Below are 22,738 nucleotides of genomic sequence, written 5' to 3' on the forward strand. Positions count from 1 at the left end.
AATAATGAAAAGAGTGATAGATGTGATAGTGGCATTGACGCTGCTCATCGCAGGCAGTCTTCTTTTTCTTCTCATCTATGGACTGATTAGGTGGAAAATTGGAACGCCTGTGGTGTTTCGGCAGAAGCGGCCGGGTCTGTATGGCCGGCCTTTTATGCTATATAAATTTCGCACGATGACCGATGAACGCGACGAACATGGGGTGCTGCTGCCAGATCATCTGCGATTAACAAAAACCGGCGCCTTAATTCGAAAGCTTAGTCTTGATGAATTGCCGCAGCTAGTCAATGTACTCAAAGGAGAGCTCAGTCTCGTTGGGCCAAGACCGCTTTTGATGGAGTATTTGCCTATGTATACAAAAGAACAAGCAAGGCGTCATCTTGTGAAGCCCGGCATAACAGGGTGGGCACAGGTGAACGGCCGGAACACGCTTTCCTGGGAGGAGAAATTCACCTATGACCTTTGGTATGTCGAGCATCAATCGTTTTGGCTCGATATGAAAATTTTATGGATGACCTTGCTGAAAGTCATGAAAACAGAGGGGGTGCAGCAACCACATCATGCCACAGCTGAAAAATTCAAAGGAACCGATATGTAAGAAGCAAATCATTGGATTAATTGGGGCCGGCGGACATAGTAAAGTCATCCAAGATGTCATTTTTGCACATTCCGATTACTCATTATGTGCGGTGTTAGATGATCAATTTGAAGAGATGGTCACTCAAAGCGGGATTTTGTATGGACCGATCTCCATGAGTGAGCAGCTGAGAGAGACAATGCCTCATATGAAATGGCTGATTGCGATCGGACAAAATGAGAGCAGACAGCTCATCAAGGAACGTCTCTCATTTGAAGACGCAGCATATGCCACACTTATTCACCCAGATGCGGTTATGAGTCCGTCAGCTGTCATTGGAAGGGGGACTGTCGTGATGGCAAGGGCAGTGATTCAAGCAAATGCAGCCATCGGTGAGCATGCGATTATGAATACAGGGTCTATCGTAGAGCATGACTGCATACTCGAATCGTTTGTGCACCTGTCACCAGGCGCGGTGCTGACTGGCGGTGTATCCGTGCGGGAGGGTGCCCATATTGGGGCAGGTGCCGTGGTGACACCAGGGACAACGATTGGCAGCTGGACGGTCATTGGCGCTGGAGCGGCAGTGACAAGAGATATACATGATCAGAAGGTCGCTGTAGGAATTCCTGCAATAGAAATCAAAGATCGGAGAGAAGGTGGGAAGTGATGAAAGAAAGGAAGCGAATTTACTTATCTCCTCCGCATATGAGCGGAAAAGAGTCTCTAAAAATAGAGGAAGCCTTCAAGAGCAACTGGATTGCGCCGCTTGGACCGCTTGTGAATGAATTTGAACAGGCAGTGGCGGACTATGCAGGAGTGAAGACAGGAGCGGCTTTATCCTCAGGAACAGCAGCGATTCACCTTGCTTTAAAGCTGATCGGTGTTCAAAAAGGAGACATTGTCTTTTGTTCCACCCTCACGTTTGTTGCAACGGCAAATCCGATTTTATATGAACAGGCGGAGCCCGTTTTTATTGATTCTGAAAGGGAGACGTGGAATATGTGCCCGCTCGCTTTAGAGAAAGCCTTTGTTGAATCAAAACGTCTTGGGAAAAAACCCCGCGCGGTCATCGTTGTCCATTTATATGGGCAAAGCGCAAAAATGGACGAGATCATGGCTTTATGTGAAGCATATGATGTACCAGTCATTGAGGATGCGGCTGAATCGTTAGGTGCGCTGTATAAAGGAAGAAAAAGCGGCTCAATGGGCAGGTTCGGTATCTATTCTTTTAATGGAAATAAAATCATTACAACATCAGGGGGCGGAATGCTTGTGAGTGATGATGAAGCTGCGATTGAACGATGCCGCTTTCTTGCTTCACAGGCCAGAGAACAAGCGATGCACTATGAGCATCAAGAGATGGGATACAACTATCGCATGAGCAACCTCTTAGCAGGTGTCGGGATTGCTCAAATGGAAGTGCTGGACGAGCGTGTTGAACTAAAGCGCCGCATTTTTCAGCGTTATCAGGACGCTTTATCAGAAGCAGAGGGTCTTCATTTGATGCCAGAATATCAAGAAACGAAATCCAACCGCTGGCTGACGGCATTGACCATTGATCGTGATACACAATTGTCTCCAGCAGATATCATTGGTGCTTTAGAAAAAGAACAAATCGAAGCAAGGCGTGTATGGAAGCCGCTGCACCAGCAGCCGCTCTTTCGTCATTGCTCTTTTTATACTGCGGAAAAGGGGACTCCTGTATCTGAGCTGTTATTTGAGAGGGGGCTTTGTCTTCCGTCTGGAACGAGCATGACAGATGTAGATCAGGAGCGTATCATCCATATACTCCGCGAAGTACTGCGAGAAAAAACATTTACCTCTTCACAGGCTGCTCATTCGTAAGCAGCCTGCCTCTCTTTCTATCAAATTCCTCAATTTATTGAATAAATAGGAATAAGTATTGTCATTTCGTTTCAAATATTCTGGCTTTTTGATGATGTATAAATCGAGGCTGGATCAGAAACTTTTCGCATAGGATAAACACCCTTTGCCATCTTGACAAAGGGTGTTCTTTTTCGTTCATTCGTTTTCTTTTTTCACCTTTTGATAGGCTTCATCAAGATGCTGAATTCGCTTCAATACTACCGCATTTTTGGTCAGCTGGTCTTGAACAAGTGTTGACACCACGGAGCGGTAATAGGCATTCATGGCATGAACCTTGTCTTCATTTTGGTTCATGGCGATGTGCTGTTTCAAGTTGTCGACAAAGTATGGAACGGAAAAAAGTTCAGACATAGAAATCACTCCTATTTCGTATATACGGTCCGTCAATCTTCATGTAAAATGATGAGAGGGAGGGGAGACAATGAGCCTTAAACTGCAACAAGAACAGGTATTAAAGCAGGTGCTCACACCAGAACTCAGGCAGGCCATTACGCTGCTGCAGCTGAATTGCACAGAGCTCGGCGAGTATCTTGACCAGTTAGCACTTGAGAACCCTCTGATTGAGCGGAAAGACACGGACAGCTACCAACCAGTTTATCATAAAAAATCACACGATCGAATGACAGAGCCGTATCGAACGCATCAAAAAGAAAGCCTGCAAATGTTTTTAAAGAGACAGGCGATTGATTTAAATTTAAGTGAAAAGAATCAAAGAATCTTTTACTTTATGATTGAGTCCATTGATTCCAATGGCTATCTAAATGAACCGATTGACGCAATGGCAGCTGTCTTAGAGGTGCCAGCTGAAGATGTAGAAGCCGTCCTTCATCAGCTGCAATCCCTAGAGCCTGCCGGTATTGGCGCGAGATCATTGCAGGAATGCATCCTCCTTCAACTGAGAAGAAAAAAGGAACGCTGGTATGAAGCCGAGCGGATCATCGAAGAGCATTTCTTTCTTTTTGCCAGAAAGGCTTGGAAGGAAATTGCGGCGAAAACAGGCATTTCAATGAAAACACTCCAAGCGGTACAAGATGTAGTGTCTCAGCTTGAACCAAGACCAGGACTTCATTTCTCATATGATGATGAGCATGTGTATATAGAGCCTGATGTGACGATTACTGTGATGCAGGATCACATCACATTTGAGCTGAATCAGCGCGCTTTTCCAGACGTTGAAATGAATGAAGGCTACTTCGCCATGATTCAAGAACAAAAGCGGCATGAAGCATACACGTATTTAAAGGAAAAAGAGCAGCAGTACAATTGGCTTGTCCAAGCGCTCAAGCAAAGAAAGCAAACGATGACTCATGTCGTTCGTGAGATTATCTCACATCAGACGGATTTTTTCCTTACAGGGAAACATAAAATGAAACCGCTTACGATGAAGCGGATCGCAGATATACTGCAAGTGCATGAGTCAACAGTGAGCCGGACTGTAAAAGGGAAAATGGTGCAAACCCCTTATGGTCTCATGGAAATGAAACAATTTTTCCAAGCAAAATTAGAAGGGCATTCGCTAGAAGAGGCGTCCAGCTACACTGTCAAAACGCACATTGCAGAGCTCATCCAAACGGAAAATAAGAAAAAACCGTATTCAGATCAGCAAATCATGACGCTGCTTCAGCAAACCTTCGGCATCCGCGTGTCGCGCAGGACCATTGCGAAATATCGTGAACAAATGAACCTTCCGTCCTCTACGCTGCGGAAGCGATACGATTAAAAAGAAGTACTTGCCAGAACATGGCATGTGCTTCTTTTTTTGTTGAAAGCAAGGCAGCCCGAAGATTTTTTGAAAATTATAGAGGGGAGACGTGTGATCGGAAATTTTGGGGTAAAGTATAAGATAGGGCATGAGCCGATAGGGATAGACAACAGTGATGAGGTGAGACCAATTGAAATATAAACAAATCAAAACGAAAAAAATATATGAAGAAATTGCGGATGCATTAATTGAATCCATTCGTACAGGTGAGCTTCTTCCGGGGGAAAAATTAGATTCGGTTCAAGCGCTTTCAGAAAGCTTTCAAGTCAGCCGTTCCGCTGTAAGAGAGGCACTGTCTGCTCTCAAAGCGATCGGATTAATAGAGATGAAGCAAGGGGAAGGCACGTATGTGAAGCAGTTTGATCCTGAACAGCTCACATTTAACCTGTCTCCTGCATTTTTGATGAAGCAGCATGATGTCACACAGCTCCTTGAATTAAGAACCATTATTGAGACGGGTGCTGTCAAAAAGGCAGCGCTGCTCCGAACGGACGATGACCTTCATCAGCTGCGTGAGGCACTCGAACAAATGAAATTCGCAGAAGCACATAAAGAAACTGGTGAAGAGGCAGACCTCTCCTTCCATCTCGCTATAGCCAAAGCCTCAAAGAATGATTTATTAAAAGCGTTAATGAATCAGGTCTCCACCTTGCTGGTAGAAACGATGCGGGAGACGAGACAAGTCGTCTTGTTTTCAAGAAAAGCCTCTATTCGGCAGCTTTACAAAGAACATGAACATATTTACAAAGCCGTCATGGCAAGGCAGCCAGAAGAAGCAGAAAGAGCGATGCTCACGCATTTACAAAATGTAGAAAAACTGCTGAGTGATGTGATTCAAGAACCGGCAGAAGAGTCAGAACCACAGTAAGCTGTGCCGAATGAGGGCACAGCTCTATTATTAACGAGAAATATTCAGCTTTTTCATGCGATATTGCAGACTTTGCCTGCTCATGCCCAGTATCTTTGCAGTCTGTGAAATATTATCGTCCATTTTTTCTAAGTAATGGACGATGTATTGTTTTTCGAATCGTTCCATTTGGGTTTGAAAATCAGTCGTATGTTCTGGGCTTGTATAGATAAACGTGTCAGCTGCTTTGGTATGCTGCAAAGGATTCGTCTGTAATTGCGCTGCAGGGCGCCCTTCCCTGTGCTTAAATCTAAAATGATACGGAAGGTGATGCATGCTTAAGGAATCCTCATCCATCATCATATTCATCCCCGCTTCAATCACATGCTCCAGTTCTCTTACATTACCTGGCCAATCATACGCTTGAAAAAGGGCTAGTACCTCTTCATCAGCCGCCTTCACCTTCATTTGAAACAGATCATTATACTTTTGAATAAAGTGACTGACAAACGTAGGAATATCTTCTTTTCGCTCCGAAAGCGGCGGAATAAATAAAGTAACAATACCTAATCGATAAAATAAATCCTTGCGCATGCGTCCGCCAGCGATTGCATCTACAGGGTCCTCATTCATATTGGCAATGACTCTCACATCAACAGCAATTTCTTTTGTGCTGCCCAACCTTCTTACACGTTTCTCCTGTAATACGCGCAGCAGTTTTGCTTGAAGACCAGGATTTAATGAGTTGATCTCATCAAGGAGCAGTGTACCTCCCTGTGCCTGTTCAAATAAACCGGGCTGATCAGTTGCGCCTGTAAAAGCCCCTTTTTGCGTACCAAAGAGCAGACTTTCAATGAGGTTATCAGGCAGTGCCGCGCAATTCTGGGTAATAAATGGTCCAGATGACCGGCTGCTGCCGTTATGAATGCTTTGAGCAAATAGTTCTTTTCCTGTTCCTGTTTCTCCAACAATGAGCACATAGGAAGAGGTGCGTGTCGCCCGTTTTGCATGCTCAATCACCTCTAAAAACGCAGGACTTTCTCCAATAATGGAGTCAAAGGTAAAGCATGTGCTTCCTTTTTTCTTCATATTATGGTGAATCAGTCGTTCCAGCTTGGTCACATCATTCGAAATTTCAACCGCACCTTGGATAAGGCCGTCTCGAACGAGCGGGTATGTATGATTAATCGTTGTGATTTCTTTTCCGTTGTAATTATGATACGTCTGCTTTGCATGAACGGTTTGCTTCCCAGTACGCAGCGCTTGGACAAGCGTGCTGTGCATTTCGTCTTGGAAGACGAAGAGGTCTAATACGTTTTTATGGAGAACATCAGAGCGTTTCAAAGACTCAATCTCCATCATTTTTTTATTATAGACAACAGTATGGCCATTCTCGTCAATTGCATGAACCCCGACATCTATTAAATCGAGCATTTGTTTATACAGATCAATCTCATTTTCGAGCTTTGCAGTATACGAATCTTCTTTCATTGCGCCACCTCCAGACGTTACCTCTATTTTACATGAAAAATTTTGCGGTTTCCTCTAAATTATTTGGCAGATGCAAAGATATTTTGCGTGAAGAATCAGATCAATCACCGACATGATGCGGGCAGAAAGTTGGCACGATCCTTGCATATCATATGTGTGTAGATAAACCTAATGAAAAAGAGGCTAGCTTATAGAAGGAGGAATAGACGATGACACAGACAAATGAATTGATTCAACAAACCGAACAATACGGTGCGGCAAACTATCATCCGCTGCCAATTGTGATTTCAGAGGCTGAGGGAGTTTGGGTGACAGACCCTGAAGGCAATCGATATATGGATATGCTGAGTGCGTATTCCGCAGTGAACCAAGGCCATCGCCATCCCCGCATTATTGAAGCGCTCAAAAAACAGGCAGATCGTGTGACACTGACCTCAAGAGCCTTTCACAATGATCAGCTTGGTCCTTGGTATGAGAAAATTTGTCAACTGACGAATAAAGAGATGGCACTCCCGATGAATACTGGCGCTGAGGCTGTAGAAACAGCTGTAAAAGCAGCAAGACGCTGGGGCTATGACGTCAAGGGAATCGAAGACAATCGCGCAGAAATCATTGCGTGCGTTGGAAACTTCCATGGCAGAACAATGACGGCTGTTTCTCTTTCTTCTGAAGCAGAATATCAAAGAGGTTTCGGTCCAATGCTTCCAGGCATTAAACTCATTCCTTACGGAGATATTGAAGCTTTACGTGAAGCCATCACACCACAAACAGCGGCTTTTCTGATCGAACCTATTCAAGGTGAAGCGGGAATTGTCATGCCGCTAGAAGGCTTCTTGAAGGAAGCGAAGGCGCTTTGTGAAAAAGAACATGTGCTGTTCATTGCGGATGAAATTCAGGTCGGATTAGCGCGAACAGGCAAGATGTTTGCATGTGACTGGGAAGACATTGAGCCAGATATGCTGATTCTTGGGAAAGCTTTAGGCGGCGGTGTATTCCCAATCTCGTGTGTGGTAGCAAACCGCGATATATTAGGTGTGTTTAACCCTGGATCTCACGGCTCTACCTTCGGTGGAAACCCTCTCGCGTGTGCGGTGTCGCTGGCTGCACTGGATGTCCTAATCGACGAAAACCTTGCAGCGCGTTCTATGGAGCTTGGCGAATACTTAAAAGACAAACTCACGCGCATTCAAAGTCCTGTCATCAAGGAAGTGCGCGGCCGCGGATTATTTATCGGCATGGAGCTGACAGAGGCAGCAAGACCTTATTGTGAGAAGCTGAAACAAGCAGGACTGTTATGTAAGGAAACCCATGAGACCGTCATCCGCTTTGCACCGCCTCTTACAATATCTAAAGAAGACCTAGACTGGGCGATTGGTCATATTGAAGCATTATTTCAAGCATAAGTGTCAAAGGGGGAGAAACCTTCACTTTCTCCCTTTCTCTTTCAACGAACAGCGAATTTTGTCAAAGGATGATGAATAGAAGAGTGAAAGTGGGGAAAATGAATTGAAGCAAGAGCAGCATAATGAACTAGAGCGTTCCATGAAAAGCAGGCATCTCTTTATGATTGCCTTAGGAGGCGTCATAGGTACTGGTCTTTTCCTTGGGTCAGGACTCATTATCCATCAGGCTGGACCCGGGGGAGCCATTCTATCCTTTATCATTGGCGGATTGTTAATGTATTTGGTGATGCTGTGTCTTGGAGAATTAGCAGTGGCGATGCCGACAGCGGGTTCCTTTCAGGAGTATGCAACCAAATATATAGGTCCGTCCACAGGCTTTATGATCGGCTGGCTTTATTGGTTTAGCTGGGCATGTACAATAGGACTGGAGTTTACGTCAGCAGGCATTTTGCTCCAAAGGTGGTTCCCAGATATCCCTGTTTGGCTGTGGTGTCTTGCATTTAGCGTGATTTTATTTGCCGTGAATGCCATCTCAGCTCGCAGCTTCGCTGAAACCGAGTTTTGGTTTTCAGCCATTAAGGTCGCTGCCATCCTATTGTTTATTATCATTGGAATTGGCGCAATTTTCGGAATGATTCATCTGAAAGATGGAGAACCAGCTCCTCTATTTCGTCATTTGACGGATCATGGCGGACTATTTCCTAACGGCGTTTTTGCTATTTTATTAACCATGGTCACGGTCAATTTCTCCTTTCAAGGAACAGAACTCGTCGGGATTGCCGCAGGAGAGAGTGAAAGCCCTGAAAAAACATTGCCGCGATCTATACGAAATATTATTTGGAGAACGATGGTCTTTTTCGTTTTATCCATTGCGGTTCTGGCCGCACTTCTTCCGTGGCAGACAGCAGGCACCGTCGACAGCCCGTTTGTCGTCGTGCTGGACAAGGTCGGCATACCATATGCTGCAGATATCATGAATTTTATCATCATCACAGCGGTCTTATCTGTAGCAAACTCTGGACTATATGCATCATCACGTATGCTTTGGGCGCTTTCGAAAGACGGGAAAGGACCTGACTTTACGAAAAAGCTGTCCAAGCGTAAAATTCCGATCAATGCGCTATTGGTGACAATGGTCGTATCTGCACTATCCCTGCTGACAAGTGTTGTGGCACCAAAAACGGTGTATGTGTGGCTCATTTCAATTTCTGGTATGGTCCTTGTTGTGGTGTGGATGTCGATTTGTTTGTCCCAGTATTTCTTTAGAAAACAATTCATAAAGGCGGGCGGAGATGTAAAGGATCTTGTCTTTCGAACACCGCTCTATCCATTTGTCCCATTAGCAGGCTTTATCGCATTTGGCATCGTTCTCATCAGCTTATTTTTTATCGAGGATCAGCGGATCGGTCTTTATTGCGGAATCCCGTTCATGGCCGCCTGCTACATCATTTATTATCTCAAAATCAAACCGAAGGAAGAGGCAAAACAGCTTGGAACCATCACGAAAACATAAGCAGATCCTGAAAAAAATGTGCATGCTGATCTCACCAGCATGCACATTTTCAATCATGAATACATTTTATATAAAAGAAAATAAATATTTTGAAAAGAAATATCATAGCCAGAACCTTGATGACAAGCAGGTTATTGGTGAAAATGTGTCTATTTTTTGTCTAAATGTGTTTGTAAGAGTTGAAAATGCAAGATTATCCTGTTAAAATAATTAAAGAAAGCAGGGATTGATTTTTTTTGGCTGTGGCGGGACGTTTTTTGTCACAGTGGGACGTTTTTAGTCCAACGTGAAAAGAAAGGGTCGTTAGCCATGAATCATTTATTGGAAGCTCAAAAAAAATTATTGCCAGATCTTCTCATTGTTATGCAAAAACGCTACGACATTTTGCAGTACATCAGATTAGCTGAACCAATTGGCCGCAGAAGTCTTGCGACGAGTCTTGGTATCAGTGAGCGCATCTTACGAGCTGAAGTTCAGTTTTTAAAAGAACAAAATCTGCTGGATGTCAAAACGAGCGGCATGATGCTGACGAGTGAGGGTCACGCTTTGCTTGAAATGCTTGAAGGAATGATGAAGGACGTTTTAGGTTTAACCTTTTTGGAAAATACATTAAAGAGAAAGTTAGGCCTGGAAGAAGTCATGATCGTTTCTGGTGACAGTGATGAATCCCCGTGGGTGAAGCAAGAAATGGGGAGAGCTGCTGTTCAATGCATGAAAAAAAGGTTTACTGGAAATAATATCGTCGCCGTCACTGGCGGAACGACGATGGAAGCCGTTGCCGAAATGATGACCCCTGATGCCAAAAACCGCGATATGATGTTTGTCCCTGCGAGAGGCGGTCTTGGGGAGAATGTAAAAAATCAGGCAAACACCATTTGTGCCCACATGGCTGAAAAAGCTTCCGGTACTTACAAACTGCTGTTTGTTCCAGGGCAGCTGTCAGAAGGTGCTTACTCTTCCATTATTGAAGAGCCGTCCGTCAAAGAAGTGCTTCAAACGATTAAATCGTCCACGATGCTTATACATGGTATTGGTGAAGCAAAAACAATGGCGATGAGACGAAATACACCAGCTGAAGATTTAAAAAAGATTGATGAGCATGACGCAGTGACAGAGGCCTTTGGCTATTACTTTAATCGTGATGGTGAGGTCGTACACAAAGTGCACTCCGTCGGCATGCAGCTAGATGATCTAGAAAGCATTCCACACATCATTGCTGTTGCAGGTGGATCATCAAAGGCGGGGGCTATTGAAGCTTATTTCAAAAAACCACGCCGAACGGTTCTCGTCACAGACGAAGGAGCCGCAAAAGAGTTATTAAGGGAGTCAATTGATCCCTCAATATAAAACATTGTGACCTATAAAAGGAGGAAACATCATGGCAGTAAAAGTCGGTATTAACGGATTTGGACGTATTGGACGTAACGTATTTCGTGCAGCATTAAATAATCCTGAAGTTGAGGTAGTAGCGGTTAACGATCTAACAGATGCTAACATGCTTGCACACCTTTTACAATATGACTCTGTTCACGGAAAACTAGATGCAGAGGTTTCTGTAGACGGTACAAACTTAGTAGTGAACGGTAAAACAATCGAAGTATCAGCTGAACGTGACCCTGCGAAATTAAGCTGGGGTAAACAAGGCGTAGAAATCGTTGTTGAATCTACTGGATTCTTCACAAAACGTGCAGACGCTGCGAAACACTTAGAAGCTGGCGCTAAAAAAGTCATCATCTCTGCTCCTGCTAACGAAGAAGATATCACAATCGTTATGGGTGTAAACGAAGACAAATACGATGCAGCTAGCCACGATGTCATCTCTAATGCATCTTGTACTACGAACTGCTTAGCTCCATTTGCAAAAGTACTTAACGATAAATTTGGTATCAAACGCGGTATGATGACAACTGTTCACTCATACACAAATGACCAGCAAATTCTTGATCTTCCGCACAAAGACTACCGTCGTGCTCGTGCAGCTGCGGAAAACATCATCCCAACTTCTACAGGTGCTGCGAAAGCTGTTTCACTTGTATTGCCTGAACTTAAAGGTAAATTAAATGGTGGCGCTATGCGTGTTCCAACACCTAACGTTTCTTTAGTTGACCTTGTTGCTGAATTAAACCAAGATGTAACAGCTGAAGACGTAAATGCAGCACTTAAAGAAGCAGCTGAAGGAGAACTTAAAGGAATCCTTGGCTACAGCGAAGAGCCATTAGTATCTGGTGACTACAATGGTAATGCAAACTCTTCAACAATTGATGCTCTTTCTACAATGGTAATGGAAGGCAGCATGGTGAAAGTGATCTCTTGGTACGATAACGAGAGCGGATATTCTCACCGCGTTGTTGACCTTGCAGCTTACATTGCAAAACAAGGTCTTTAATTTCTCACACTGAAGGAACTCACTTGGTTCTTTCCTAGAGACACGATATAATGAAGACGGACAAGGGAAGGGGAAGCATCCCTTTCCCTTTTTCTCTGTATTTATCCGTTCTGCACGATTTCTCGTTTTGATGAGGGCAAAATGGGAAAAGGATAAAGAGAGACTTGTCCAATGCGTAAGGAAACCAGAATAAAGGAGGATCTCCTGACGAGCATGAATAAGAAATCAGTAAAAGACATTGACGTAAAAGGTAAAGTTGTGTTCTGCCGCGTAGATTTTAACGTTCCAATGAAGGACGGCGAAGTGACGGATGATACTCGTATCCGCGCAGCATTACCAACGATTGAGTATTTAACAGGACAAGGCGCAAAGGTACTGCTAGCTAGTCATTTGGGTCGTCCGAAGGGTCAAGTTACTGAAGAACTGCGTCTGACACCTGTGGCAATACGTCTGCAAGAGCTTCTTGGAAAAGAAGTGAAAAAAGCAGATGAAGCTTACGGCGACAACGTGAAAAAGCAAATCTCTGACTTAAAAGAAGGAGATGTGCTAGTGCTTGAAAACGTTCGTTTCTATCCTGGTGAAGAAAAGAACGATCCTGAATTATCAAAAGCATTTGCTGATTTAGCCGATGTGTATGTCAATGATGCGTTCGGTGCTGCACACCGTGCACATGCATCCACAGCTGGTATTGCAGCTTATCTTCCGGCTGTTTCAGGCTTCCTCATGCAAAAAGAGCTTGAGGTTCTAGGAAAAGCCATTTCAAACCCTGATCGCCCATTTACAGCGATTATCGGTGGCGCAAAAGTAAAGGATAAAATCGGTGTAATTGAAAGTCTTCTTGATAAAGTGGACAACCTCATCATCGGCGGCGGACTTGCTTACACATTTGTGAAAGCACTAGGCCACGAAGTAGGGAAATCTCTATTAGAAGAAGACAAAGTAGATTTAGCGAAATCCTTTATGGACCGTGCAAAAGAAAAAGGCGTGAACTTCCTGATTCCAACAGACGTTCTGGTAGCCGACGACTTTTCAAATGATGCGAATACAAGCATTGTGCCAATCTCTGAAATTCCAAGTGATCTAGAAGCACTTGATATTGGAACAGAGACAAGAGAGAAGTATGCTGACGTTATTAAAAACAGCAAACTTGTTGTCTGGAACGGACCAATGGGTGTATTTGAAATCGATGCATTCGCTAAAGGAACAAAAGCAATCGCAGAAGCACTGGCAGAAGCAAAAGGTACATATTCTGTCATTGGCGGTGGAGATTCAGCAGCAGCAGTTGAGAAATTTGGTCTTGCCGATCAAATGAGCCATATTTCTACAGGCGGCGGCGCTTCACTTGAATTTATGGAAGGCAAAGAACTTCCTGGTGTTACTGCATTAAACGATAAATAAGACCAAAACTGCTATAAGGAAGTGTCAATCATGAGAAAACCAATTATAGCTGGGAACTGGAAAATGAACAAAACACTTGGCGAAGCAGTCAGCTTCGTTGAAGAAGTCAAGTCATCTATTCCATCTCCTGACAAAGTGGAATCCATTGTCTGTGCGCCAGCTCTTTTCCTTGAAAAGCTAAACAGCCTTTCAAACGGAACAGACCTTAAAATTGGTGCACAAAACATGCACTTTGAAGAAAATGGTGCATTCACTGGTGAAATCAGCCCTGCTGCTCTAAAAGATCTAGGCATCGGCTATTCAGTGATTGGGCATTCAGAGCGCCGTGAATTTTTTGCTGAAACTGATGAAACAGTCAATAAAAAAGCACATGCTGCATTCAAGCATGGCATCGTTCCAATTATTTGTGTAGGTGAAACGCTTGAAGAGCGTGAAGCTGGCAAAACAAATGAACTTGTCGCTGATCAAGTGAAGAAGGCACTAGCTGGTTTAACGAAGCAGCAAGTCGCTGAATCTGTTATTGCATATGAGCCAATCTGGGCGATCGGTACAGGAAAATCTTCTACAGCGAAAGATGCAAACGATGTTTGCGCACACATCCGCCAAACCGTTGCAAGCGAATTTGGTCAAGAAGCGGCAGACAGCCTTCGCATTCAATATGGCGGAAGCGTGAAGCCGGCAAATATTAAAGAATATATGGCAGAATCCGATATTGACGGTGCTTTGGTAGGCGGCGCAAGCTTAGAACCTCAGTCTTTCGTTCAATTATTGGAGGAAGGTCAATATGAGTAAGAAACCAGCTGCATTAATCATCTTAGACGGGTTCGGTTTAAGAGGCGAAACAGTCGGTAACGCTGTCGCACAAGCAAAAAAACCGAACTTTGACCGCTACTGGAACGAATTTCCGCATCAAACCTTAACGGCTTCAGGTGAGGCAGTAGGCCTCCCGGAAGGTCAAATGGGGAACTCTGAAGTTGGGCATTTGAACATCGGTGCAGGACGCATTGTGTATCAAAGCTTAACAAGAGTGAATGTTGCCATTCGTGATGGGGAATTTGAGACAAACGAAACGTTCCTAGATGCAATGACGTATGCAAAAGAGAATGACAAGGCGCTTCATTTATTTGGTCTCTTGTCAGACGGCGGTGTGCACAGTCACATCCAGCATCTTTTTGCCCTGCTGAAGCTGGCAAAAAAAGAAGGCTTAACAAAGGTATACATTCATGGCTTCTTGGACGGACGTGATGTTGGTCAGAAGACAGCCAAAGTGTACTTGAAACAGCTGGAAGAACAAATCAAAGAAATCGGTGTCGGTGAAGTGGCAACACTTTCTGGACGCTATTACTCAATGGACCGTGACAAACGCTGGGATCGTGTGGAGAAAGCGTACCGCGCGATGGCGTATGGTGAAGGCCCAAGTTATCAAAACATTTATGATGTCGTTGATGACTCCTATGAAAATGGAATCTACGATGAATTCGTTATTCCATCCGTCATTACGAGAGAAAATGGTGAGCCGGTTGCCAAAGTAAACGACGGTGACTCTGTGATTTTCTATAACTTCCGTCCAGACCGTGCCATCCAAATCTCGAACACTTTCACAAATGAAGATTTCCGCTCGTTTGACCGCGGAGAAGCTCATCCGAAGAATTTACACTTCGTCTGCTTCACACACTTCAGTGAAACGGTAGATGGCTATGTTGCCTTCAAACCAGTGAATTTGGATAACACAGTAGGAGAGGTACTTGCTCAGAATGGATTGAAACAGCTGCGGATTGCTGAAACAGAGAAATATCCTCACGTGACGTTCTTTATGAGTGGTGGACGTGAAGAAGAATTTCCTGGTGAAGACCGCATCTTAATCAATTCACCAGATGTGGCAACCTATGACCTCAAGCCGGAAATGAGCGCTTATGAGGTAAAGGATGCACTTGTTGCAGACATCAATGCTGACAAGCATGATGCGATCATTCTGAACTTTGCTAACCCGGATATGGTTGGTCATTCAGGTATGCTTGAGCCAACAATCAAAGCTATTGAAGCAGTAGATGAGTGCTTAGGAGCTGTAGTCGACGCAATCCTGGCAAAAGGCGGACATGCCATCATCACGGCAGACCACGGTAACGCAGACGTGCTCATTACCGAAGAAGGAAAGCCGCATACTGCACATACAACGAATCCTGTACCAGTCATCGTGACGAAAAAAGGTGCGACGCTTAGAGAAGGCGGTATTTTAGCCGATCTATCTCCAACGCTTTTAGACTTACTTGGTCTTGAAAAACCAAAAGAGATGACAGGAACATCATTAATTCAGAAATAAAAAAATTGATTCAAAAGGAGAGAAATTAAACATGCCATACATTGTTGACGTATATGCACGCGAAGTATTAGACTCTCGCGGTAACCCAACAGTTGAAGTAGAAGTTTACACAGAATCTGGCGGCTTTGGCCGTGCGCTTGTTCCAAGTGGTGCTTCTACTGGTGAATATGAAGCAGTAGAACTACGTGACGGAGACAAAGACCGTTACCTTGGAAAAGGTGTTCTGACAGCTGTAAACAACGTAAACGAAATCATTGCACCAGAGCTTTTAGGCTTTGATGTAACAGAACAAGTAGCGATTGACAAAATGTTAATCGAACTTGACGGAACAGAAAACAAAGGGAAATTAGGCGCAAACGCAATCCTTGGCGTATCTATCGCTGTAGCACGTGCGGCTGCTGATTTCTTACAAATTCCACTTTATCAATACCTTGGTGGATTCAACTCCAAAACGCTTCCAGTACCGATGATGAACATCGTCAACGGCGGAGAGCATGCGGATAACAACGTAGACATTCAAGAATTCATGATTATGCCTGTAGGTGCACCGAACTTCCGTGAAGCACTTCGCATGGGCGCTCAAATCTTCCATAGCCTGAAATCTGTATTAAGCGCAAAAGGCCTAAACACAGCTGTAGGTGACGAAGGTGGATTCGCTCCAAACCTTGGTTCTAACGAAGAAGCACTTCAAACAATCGTTGAAGCGATCGAAAAAGCTGGCTTCAAACCAGGTGAAGAAGTGAAACTTGCAATGGATGCTGCATCTTCTGAGTTCTACAACAAAGAAGACGGTAAATATCATTTATCAGGCGAAGGTGTTGTGAAAACATCTGCTGAAATGGTTGACTGGTATGAAGATATGGTATCGAAATACCCAATCATCTCTATTGAAGACGGTCTTGATGAAAACGACTGGGAAGGTCACAAACTATTAACTGAGCGCCTTGGCAGCAAGGTTCAGCTAGTAGGAGACGACTTGTTCGTAACGAATACGAAGAAGCTTTCTGAAGGAATCAAAAACGGCGTTGGTAACTCAATCCTAATCAAAGTAAACCAAATCGGTACATTAACTGAAACATTTGATGCAATCGAAATGGCAAAACGCGCAGGATACACAGCTGTTATCTCTCACCGTTCTGGTGAAACTGAAGACAGCACGATTGCAGACATCGCTGTGGCAACAAACGCTGGACAAATCAAAACAGGTGCTCCGTCTCGTACGGACCGTGTGGCGAAATACAACCAATTACTTCGCATCGAAGATCAATTGGCTGAAACAGCACAATATCACGGCATTGCAACATTCTATAACTTGAATAAATAATGTCAGTTATGCGCTGCGTTCCACTCTTTCATGAGAGCGGGACGCAGCGTTTTTTTGTGTTGAGCGAAATCCGATGGCTAATTCATTTGGCTTATCCTATTTCTGTAAAAAATCCTCCTTCAGTTAGAGATGAAGTCAAAACCCTTCCATTTATAAGCACTAAATCATGAAAAATCGACTAAAAATATGATCTGAAATGAACTTATGCTTTCTGTAAGTGGGTGGTATCATTTTACATATATTAGGGGGTGATGAGATGCTGAATCCTTTTAGCCTTCGTTTTCCAGTAGGTGTGTATATGTATGTTCTTCACCTATTGGCGGCATATGATGAAAGGAAGCAACGAATTCTAGCTTCTAAGAATGTACAGAAAAACGCATTTTGGATTTATGTTCTTGCCGCTATATTGGGTATTATTTCACTTGGAGCATTGATTTGGGCATGCAAGACCTTTGGACGAGGCTCCAAATTTTTAGGAGAGTTCAAATTATTAGGCATGTACGTTAAAATCCAGTGCGGTTATTAACAGGGATGAGAACAGATGCAAGGTCATCTGTTCTATCTGAAACAAACGGAGGGTCATGATGCTGACATTACAATTAAATGAAAAAACCTATAGCCGCACCTTCTCTCTCCGCAATATTCAAATGAATGTCGAGAAAGGGCAGATCCTGCTTCTTTTGGGGCATAATGGTGCGGGGAAGACGACGATGATCCAATCCATGTTTGGACTGACACCATTTATAGGATGCGTCACTTTACATGGTAAGCAGCTGAACCTTCAATCCTCAGAACATATCTCCATGTTGAAAAAACATGTTTCCTATATTCCTGACGACCATTCGTTGTTCGATTATTTATCGCCGAGGGAATACTTTCAATTACTTCAACTGCCAAATGAGCAAGATGTCACACGGGAAGAGACGTTCATCGATCTGTTTGAGCTGGGTTCATATATGGATCAGCCTATCGCTCAGCTGTCTCATGGCAATCAAAAGAAAACGCAGATCATTTCCCAGCTACTCAGGCCATGTGATTATTATGTGTTCGATGAGCCAACGAACGGACTTGATCCAGATATGATGATCATCTTAAAAAAGGTGCTCATGAAGCTGAGAGATCAAGGCGCTGGCATTCTCATTTCAACCCATCATTTGAGCTTTGGTGATACGCTTTATGACCATCTCATGATCTTAAGAAATGGTGACGTCAAGCTGGATATGTCCCGTCAAGAAACGAATCAGACATTTCCTCATCAGGCACTTGAAGAGATTTATAAAGAAGTAAATCGAGATTACTATATGCAGGTGGAGAGGTTACTCAATGATCTGGACACGACACGTTCTTCATAAAATAGAATGGGGGATGCTGACTACAAAAGGAAAGCAGCTCGCAAAAAAGTATCCTATCCAGCTTCTCGCAGCCGCGGTTTTTTTCTTGCTCATGTATGCGATATACGTCGTCATCAGCCTGCGCTTTTTTATGCAGGCAGGAGAAAGCGAGCCGGCTGCTTTATACCTCCAATTGATGAAAATGACGCTTTTACTTTTAGGCGCAGGCATTGTGTTATCCAGAAATAAATTAAAGCGCCAGGAATATCAATTCTACTTTTTGAATAGTGCGATACAAAGTGTGCCATTTGTCCTTTGTGTATATTTCTTTCCGGTGCTCTTTTGTTTCTTCATGGTAGGACTGCTTTTTTTACCGATTGTATTGGGCCTTTTGATCAGCGGTCAGGCACTATCTCTGTATTGGATAACGGCTGTATGCATGACTTGCTGTGTACTGGCGCTGTTTGCGCTTGCTTCTTGGATGGTGATGCGGATTGCTGTGAGCCATTTCGTATCAAAAACAAAAGAGCATTTGCTGCTGCAAACGCTCGGCTTTGCGGTGTTGAATCTATTGGTGTTTCTCCTTTTGCAAAAAGCAATGGAGATGATCCGCGTATGGCCATCAGTCTATCTCATATTTCTGGTGATCCTTCTAAGCGCTGGCTGGCTATGGCTGAAGGGGTTAGCGGCTTCTTATGTCCATCGGATGTTTTTGCAGCTGAAAACAGAGGTGAAGTCGTTTTCTTACAAGAAAATTAGAACGCAATCTTCCTTTTTGACGCACATGCGGCAGGAATTGGTCTATTTCAGCCGGTCAGCTGTTTTTAAAGAACAGGGCATTTTGTTTCTATTTCTCATTTGTTTGACGGCGGGGCTGCCATTTGTTTTTACACCGGTAGAAACCGGCTGGCTGTATGCCTTTATTGTGCAGTATGCATTAAAGGAAATATTGATTATGCTACCGCTGATGATTGGCAGAGAATATCATATCAATCAAAGGGCCATCTTTATGTTAAATACATCAAAGGGTGCTTATTTATTGTCGAGAATTTTATTTTATTACGCCATTAATTTGTTGATCTATTTTGTGTTTATTGGGCTTGCATCTTTGGTGATAGGCATTGAAAGTGAAGGGCATGGCCTCGCAAGTTTGTCCATTTTGTTGATCACTGCCATGGCGGCCTGTACAGGGTTTTTCGTGAAGATCAGTGAGTTTAATAAATTGTTTGTCATCGTGATGATGATTGCTGTATTCAGCTTTATCGATATGCTTTTATTGAAGTGGCTTTCGACAGATGTGTATCTTCTCGCTGCCGCCTATTTGCTAGGTTCACTTGCATTTTATAGCTGTATATATGCAGTCATGTTAAAGAGGCCTATCTTGCGATGATAGAGCTTGTGTGTAGTTTCCTAGTGGTTGTGGTGATACATGAACTCGGTCATATGCTGATGGTCATGGTGTGTAACAAATTCGAAAAAAGGCCGCTCTTTGATTTTGTGATAACGATTGATCGGAAGCATGTGGCGGTTGTCCATGAAACATTTGTCCGGCCGAGCTTCAATATGATGGTGGCACTTGCAGGGCCGCTCTTTCCGGTACTTTGTTCGATTGTGCTTTTTATGATATGGAAGCATCCGGTCAGTCATCAGCTGCTGTTTTTTTCTTTACTAAATACGGTGATGCTGCATCCAGCTTGCCCAGACGGGAAAAATATCACAGCCAGTTTAAAAGAGATGAAGGAGAGAAAGAGATGATTAAAGTATTTCATTCGTTTTCCAGCGGCTTAACACTTGCAATGCTGTATGTATTTGCTGTGTTTATGACCCCTGTTTTTTTACTGCTGCTAGAGGTCAATCATGTTGAATCAAGTCCAACAATGTTTGGCATGCCATTTTATATCATGAAAATTGAAGAGTATCAATTCAGTTCAGAGGCGACGCTCTTTGGATGTGTTGTCTGCTTTTTAGCTGGCGCCGCGCTTTATTTCTTCATTCAATATGTGAAGCATGTGGTAAAAAAGCGCAGAACATAAAAAAAGCAGACGGAACAAAACATCAGTCTGCTTGCAAAGTGAGTGACAGCCGTACCATATCCATACACTGAATGCCATTTTCAAAAATCGGTTCATCATAATGCTTAAGAAAGAAATCGTGGTCAATAGATGTCATGCGGAAGCCGCATTTCTGATAAAGTGCGAGCTGCTGAATGCTCGAGTTGCCTGTGCCGATTTCAACCGTGTGAAAACCGGCGGCTTTCGCTTCAGCAATGGCATGGCGGATCAGCTGCTTCCCAATTCCTTTTCCTTGCCATGATTCCTTCACGGCGACATTGATGATTTCGACTGTCTGCTGAGACAGAGATAAAAGTACATAGACACCAATCACGTCCTGTTCATGATACGCGGCATAACAAGAGCCGGATTGCGCATAAGTAAGAACCTTTTCCTTTGAAGGATCAGCTAAGAGTAAAAGATCCATAGGGACAGATTGATCACCTGACAATGGCCGAATGTGTATCATGTTTTTTCATCCTTTCTATTCTTTAATATATCCTTGTTTCACACCCCAATCATATTGATCCTGTACCCATTGTGAGGGCGGATTGTGAGTGACATTTGGGTCTTTTTTCACAGTTGGTTTCCTTGCAGCCTGTGCTTTCTGTTTATTCGCTTGAGCAGTGGCATTTGCTGCTGTCAGCTCTTTTTGAAGCTGCTCGATTTGTGCCTCAAGCGCTTTACGCTGCTTGACTTCTTTTTGATAGGCTTTCTTTTCGTTTTTGAGCTTTTTCGTGATGGTAGACAGTTTCTTTTTTTGATCTTCGGTTTCATGCTTCATATCCGCTTGATCTGATTTTAACTTCGAAAGCTGCTCAGTGTTCGTTTTGCTTTCTTGCTGATGTTTTTCCTCTGCTGCTTTGATGGTCTGCTGCTGCCAAACCATCCAGCCGGCTGCGCCTAAAACCGCAACAGATAGAAGGACGATAGTGATTGTTTTCTTCATGTGTCATTCCCCTTTCAATAAAACCTCTATTAACATCGGTTAAATATATACAGGTTTTAACATCACAAGGGAATATTCACATTAGATTGGCAGACACTATGAAAAAAGGAGGGTGTCTGTTGATTTCCTTTATGATTCATGTCGTGGTTTCATTATTTGCTGTATCAAACCCCATTGGAAACGTGCCTCTTTTTATCACCTTGACAGAGGGATATACAGAGAAAGAACGCTCCCAGACAGCCAAAAAAGCCATTGTGGTCTCTTTCATCATTCTGATTGCCTTTTTATTGGCAGGCAGGCTCATTTTCAAATTGTTTGGGATCGATATTCATGCACTCCGCATCGCCGGAGGTATTTTTATATTTGGTATCGCTTACAATTTACTGAATGCAAAGGAATCTCATGTCCAAAATCCTCATTCTGAGGAAAAGGAAGAAAGCAAAGAGAAGGCAGATGTCTCCGTTACGCCGCTGGCGATCCCGATCATCGCTGGTCCCGGTACAATCGCTACAGTGATGAGCTTAACCCCGGGAAGTCAAGGAATGCTTCACATGTTGGCGATTTTAATCGGCATTGTTATCGTTCTGGCGATGACCTATTATGCTTTTCATTATTCAAGTTTCATTATGCGGAAAATGGGGAAAACAGAGATGAATGTCGTGACACGGTTAATGGGATTAATTCTTGCTGTAGTGGCAGTTGAGATGATCGGCGCAGGTTTAAAAGGGATGTTTCCAATGTTTATGTCATAAGTGTATATAAAAAAGCTGTTTTTTTCTACAATGTTGTAAAATAAAACAGCTTTTTTTAAGGTTTCGGCACATGCTTAAACACTTCTTCACTTTCAAAGAATTCAATTAAGCGGCTAATCCAATCATAATAATCAAGACTTTCCTTGATTTCTGAAAGAAGCAGATTGATTTTATCCTCTGTCTCTTCTGGCAAGTCGTCCTGTTCAAGCAGTTCCAGCAATTCCTTGCACGTTTTCTTATGTGCCTTGCGGTTTTTGCTGACAACTCGGGACCAATTGGCTGCAAACAAGGAGATAAACGTTTGGTATTGATCTTGCTCAACGTCATATAGATCTTTACGTATTCCTTTTTCATAAACTTTTTCCGCAATATTCAAATCGAGCATTTCTCGAACGACTTGACTCATTCTCGTTTTGCTCATGCCTGTCGCCTCTGATAGCTCTCCAAGCGTCATTGGTTTACGGTTCATGTGTATGATACCAAGCACTCTACCCACTGTAGAAGAAAGACCAAAGGCATTCATGTTCTCGGCAGCTTTTTCAATATAATGATCCTGTGCTTTTTGAATGGCGCCTAACGCTAGCTTGTCCACTCCCCGATTCATCCCTTCACGACTGACAATTTGTAACACAATATATCATATACCTGTTTGTTGATGAAAACAATAAATATTGAGTATTTGCTCGTAATTTGGAGGAAAAAGGAGAGATCTCTATCTATCAAGCCGTTAACTGAAAATTTTAA

24 protein-coding genes are annotated in these 22,738 nt (G+C 43.4%); 19 read left to right on the forward strand and 5 right to left on the reverse strand.

Features of this window, described 5'->3' with window-relative positions; translation table 11 throughout:
* The first annotated feature begins 4 nt into the window (after positions 1-4).
* Genes ACLGGR_RS08240 through ACLGGR_RS08250 form a run of 3 tightly spaced genes read left to right on the forward strand, consistent with a single transcriptional unit; the run spans position 5 to position 2,425 of the window.
* Positions 5-598, forward strand: a complete 594-nt coding sequence (locus ACLGGR_RS08240; protein WP_251215938.1) for a sugar transferase — start codon at positions 5-7, stop codon at positions 596-598.
* The gene (locus ACLGGR_RS08245) at positions 561-1,247 is read left to right on the forward strand and encodes an acetyltransferase (protein WP_251215937.1); all 687 of its coding nucleotides are present in this window, start codon (positions 561-563) and stop codon (positions 1,245-1,247) included. Before ACLGGR_RS08240 ends, ACLGGR_RS08245 begins: the two co-directional genes overlap by 38 nt.
* The gene (locus ACLGGR_RS08250; RefSeq protein ID WP_410972861.1) at positions 1,247-2,425 is read left to right on the forward strand and encodes a DegT/DnrJ/EryC1/StrS family aminotransferase; all 1,179 of its coding nucleotides are present in this window, start codon (positions 1,247-1,249) and stop codon (positions 2,423-2,425) included. Before ACLGGR_RS08245 ends, ACLGGR_RS08250 begins: the two co-directional genes overlap by 1 nt.
* A 177-nt stretch (positions 2,426-2,602) precedes the next feature.
* On the opposite strand, the gene yvfG is transcribed toward ACLGGR_RS08250, so the two are convergent.
* Complete coding sequence (gene yvfG / locus ACLGGR_RS08255; protein WP_142945233.1) at positions 2,603-2,818, reverse strand: protein YvfG; 216 nt, start codon at positions 2,816-2,818, stop codon at positions 2,603-2,605.
* A gap of 70 nt (positions 2,819-2,888) precedes the next feature.
* On the opposite strand from yvfG, the gene rpoN reads away from it, so the two are divergent.
* Positions 2,889-4,187, forward strand: a complete 1,299-nt coding sequence (gene rpoN, locus ACLGGR_RS08260; protein WP_410972862.1) for an RNA polymerase factor sigma-54 — start codon at positions 2,889-2,891, stop codon at positions 4,185-4,187.
* Positions 4,188-4,359: 172 nt separating this feature from the next.
* Positions 4,360-5,097 (forward strand): FadR/GntR family transcriptional regulator, encoded by a 738-nt coding sequence (locus tag ACLGGR_RS08265; protein WP_410972863.1) that lies wholly within the window; start codon positions 4,360-4,362, stop codon positions 5,095-5,097.
* 30 nt (positions 5,098-5,127) lie between these two features.
* Here the strand turns inward: ACLGGR_RS08265 and ACLGGR_RS08270 are convergent, their stop codons facing one another.
* Positions 5,128-6,567, reverse strand: a complete 1,440-nt coding sequence (locus tag ACLGGR_RS08270; RefSeq protein WP_410972864.1) for a sigma-54 interaction domain-containing protein — start codon at positions 6,565-6,567, stop codon at positions 5,128-5,130.
* Between the two features lie 209 nt (positions 6,568-6,776).
* Between ACLGGR_RS08270 and ACLGGR_RS08275 the strand changes: the two genes are divergently transcribed.
* The 13 genes from ACLGGR_RS08275 (at position 6,777) to ACLGGR_RS08335 (ending at position 20,275) form a co-directional block, all read left to right on the forward strand.
* Positions 6,777-7,970: an ornithine--oxo-acid transaminase gene (locus ACLGGR_RS08275; RefSeq protein ID WP_410972865.1), complete on the forward strand. Its 1,194-nt coding sequence runs from the start codon at positions 6,777-6,779 to the stop codon at positions 7,968-7,970.
* Positions 7,971-8,109: 139 nt separating this feature from the next.
* Positions 8,110-9,483: an amino acid permease gene (locus tag ACLGGR_RS08280; protein WP_410972991.1), complete on the forward strand. Its 1,374-nt coding sequence runs from the start codon at positions 8,110-8,112 to the stop codon at positions 9,481-9,483.
* A gap of 309 nt (positions 9,484-9,792) precedes the next feature.
* Positions 9,793-10,830: a sugar-binding transcriptional regulator gene (locus tag ACLGGR_RS08285; RefSeq protein WP_142945227.1), complete on the forward strand. Its 1,038-nt coding sequence runs from the start codon at positions 9,793-9,795 to the stop codon at positions 10,828-10,830.
* Between the two features lie 31 nt (positions 10,831-10,861).
* Positions 10,862-11,869 (forward strand): type I glyceraldehyde-3-phosphate dehydrogenase, encoded by a 1,008-nt coding sequence (gene gap, locus ACLGGR_RS08290; RefSeq protein ID WP_007500174.1) that lies wholly within the window; start codon positions 10,862-10,864, stop codon positions 11,867-11,869.
* A 213-nt stretch (positions 11,870-12,082) separates the two neighbouring features.
* Positions 12,083-13,267: a phosphoglycerate kinase gene (locus ACLGGR_RS08295; RefSeq protein WP_410972866.1), complete on the forward strand. Its 1,185-nt coding sequence runs from the start codon at positions 12,083-12,085 to the stop codon at positions 13,265-13,267.
* A 30-nt stretch (positions 13,268-13,297) separates the two neighbouring features.
* Positions 13,298-14,059 (forward strand): triose-phosphate isomerase, encoded by a 762-nt coding sequence (gene tpiA, locus ACLGGR_RS08300; protein ID WP_017359213.1) that lies wholly within the window; start codon positions 13,298-13,300, stop codon positions 14,057-14,059.
* Complete coding sequence (gene gpmI, locus ACLGGR_RS08305) at positions 14,052-15,587, forward strand: 2,3-bisphosphoglycerate-independent phosphoglycerate mutase (protein WP_251215931.1); 1,536 nt, start codon at positions 14,052-14,054, stop codon at positions 15,585-15,587. Before tpiA ends, gpmI begins: the two co-directional genes overlap by 8 nt.
* 31 nt (positions 15,588-15,618) lie before the next feature.
* Positions 15,619-16,911 carry a phosphopyruvate hydratase gene (gene eno, locus ACLGGR_RS08310; RefSeq protein WP_003212752.1) on the forward strand — a complete coding sequence of 431 codons (1,293 nt, stop codon included), beginning with the start codon at positions 15,619-15,621 and terminating at the stop codon, positions 16,909-16,911.
* Between the two features lie 256 nt (positions 16,912-17,167).
* On the forward strand, positions 17,168-17,437 hold the full coding sequence (locus ACLGGR_RS08315; RefSeq protein ID WP_075621754.1) for a hypothetical protein: 270 nt from the start codon (positions 17,168-17,170) through the stop codon (positions 17,435-17,437).
* Between the two features lie 58 nt (positions 17,438-17,495).
* On the forward strand, positions 17,496-18,263 hold the full coding sequence (locus ACLGGR_RS08320; protein WP_410972867.1) for an ATP-binding cassette domain-containing protein: 768 nt from the start codon (positions 17,496-17,498) through the stop codon (positions 18,261-18,263).
* On the forward strand, positions 18,235-19,632 hold the full coding sequence (locus tag ACLGGR_RS08325; RefSeq protein ID WP_410972868.1) for a hypothetical protein: 1,398 nt from the start codon (positions 18,235-18,237) through the stop codon (positions 19,630-19,632). The genes ACLGGR_RS08320 and ACLGGR_RS08325 overlap by 29 nt, the downstream gene beginning before the upstream one ends.
* Complete coding sequence (locus ACLGGR_RS08330; RefSeq protein WP_410972869.1) at positions 19,629-19,997, forward strand: zinc metalloprotease; 369 nt, start codon at positions 19,629-19,631, stop codon at positions 19,995-19,997. The genes ACLGGR_RS08325 and ACLGGR_RS08330 overlap by 4 nt, the downstream gene beginning before the upstream one ends.
* Positions 19,994-20,275, forward strand: a complete 282-nt coding sequence (locus tag ACLGGR_RS08335; RefSeq protein ID WP_142945220.1) for a hypothetical protein — start codon at positions 19,994-19,996, stop codon at positions 20,273-20,275. The genes ACLGGR_RS08330 and ACLGGR_RS08335 overlap by 4 nt, the downstream gene beginning before the upstream one ends.
* 22 nt (positions 20,276-20,297) lie before the next feature.
* On the opposite strand, the gene ACLGGR_RS08340 is transcribed toward ACLGGR_RS08335, so the two are convergent.
* Together ACLGGR_RS08340 and ACLGGR_RS08345 are read right to left on the reverse strand one after the other, a co-directional pair.
* Positions 20,298-20,762 carry a GNAT family N-acetyltransferase gene (locus tag ACLGGR_RS08340; protein WP_410972870.1) on the reverse strand — a complete coding sequence of 155 codons (465 nt, stop codon included), beginning with the start codon at positions 20,760-20,762 and terminating at the stop codon, positions 20,298-20,300.
* Positions 20,763-20,777: 15 nt separating this feature from the next.
* Positions 20,778-21,242, reverse strand: coding sequence for a hypothetical protein (locus ACLGGR_RS08345; protein WP_410972871.1), 465 nt, complete (start codon positions 21,240-21,242; stop codon positions 20,778-20,780).
* Between the two features lie 119 nt (positions 21,243-21,361).
* On the opposite strand from ACLGGR_RS08345, the gene ACLGGR_RS08350 reads away from it, so the two are divergent.
* The gene (locus ACLGGR_RS08350; RefSeq protein WP_142945218.1) at positions 21,362-21,994 is read left to right on the forward strand and encodes a MarC family protein; all 633 of its coding nucleotides are present in this window, start codon (positions 21,362-21,364) and stop codon (positions 21,992-21,994) included.
* Positions 21,995-22,049: 55 nt separating this feature from the next.
* Here the strand turns inward: ACLGGR_RS08350 and ACLGGR_RS08355 are convergent, their stop codons facing one another.
* Positions 22,050-22,586 (reverse strand): GbsR/MarR family transcriptional regulator, encoded by a 537-nt coding sequence (locus ACLGGR_RS08355; protein WP_034280936.1) that lies wholly within the window; start codon positions 22,584-22,586, stop codon positions 22,050-22,052.
* Positions 22,587-22,738 lie beyond the last annotated feature (152 nt).

This window comes from Bacillus sp. BD48 (assembly GCF_046566805.1).
Taxonomy (GTDB): domain Bacteria; phylum Bacillota; class Bacilli; order Bacillales; family Bacillaceae; genus Bacillus; species Bacillus safensis.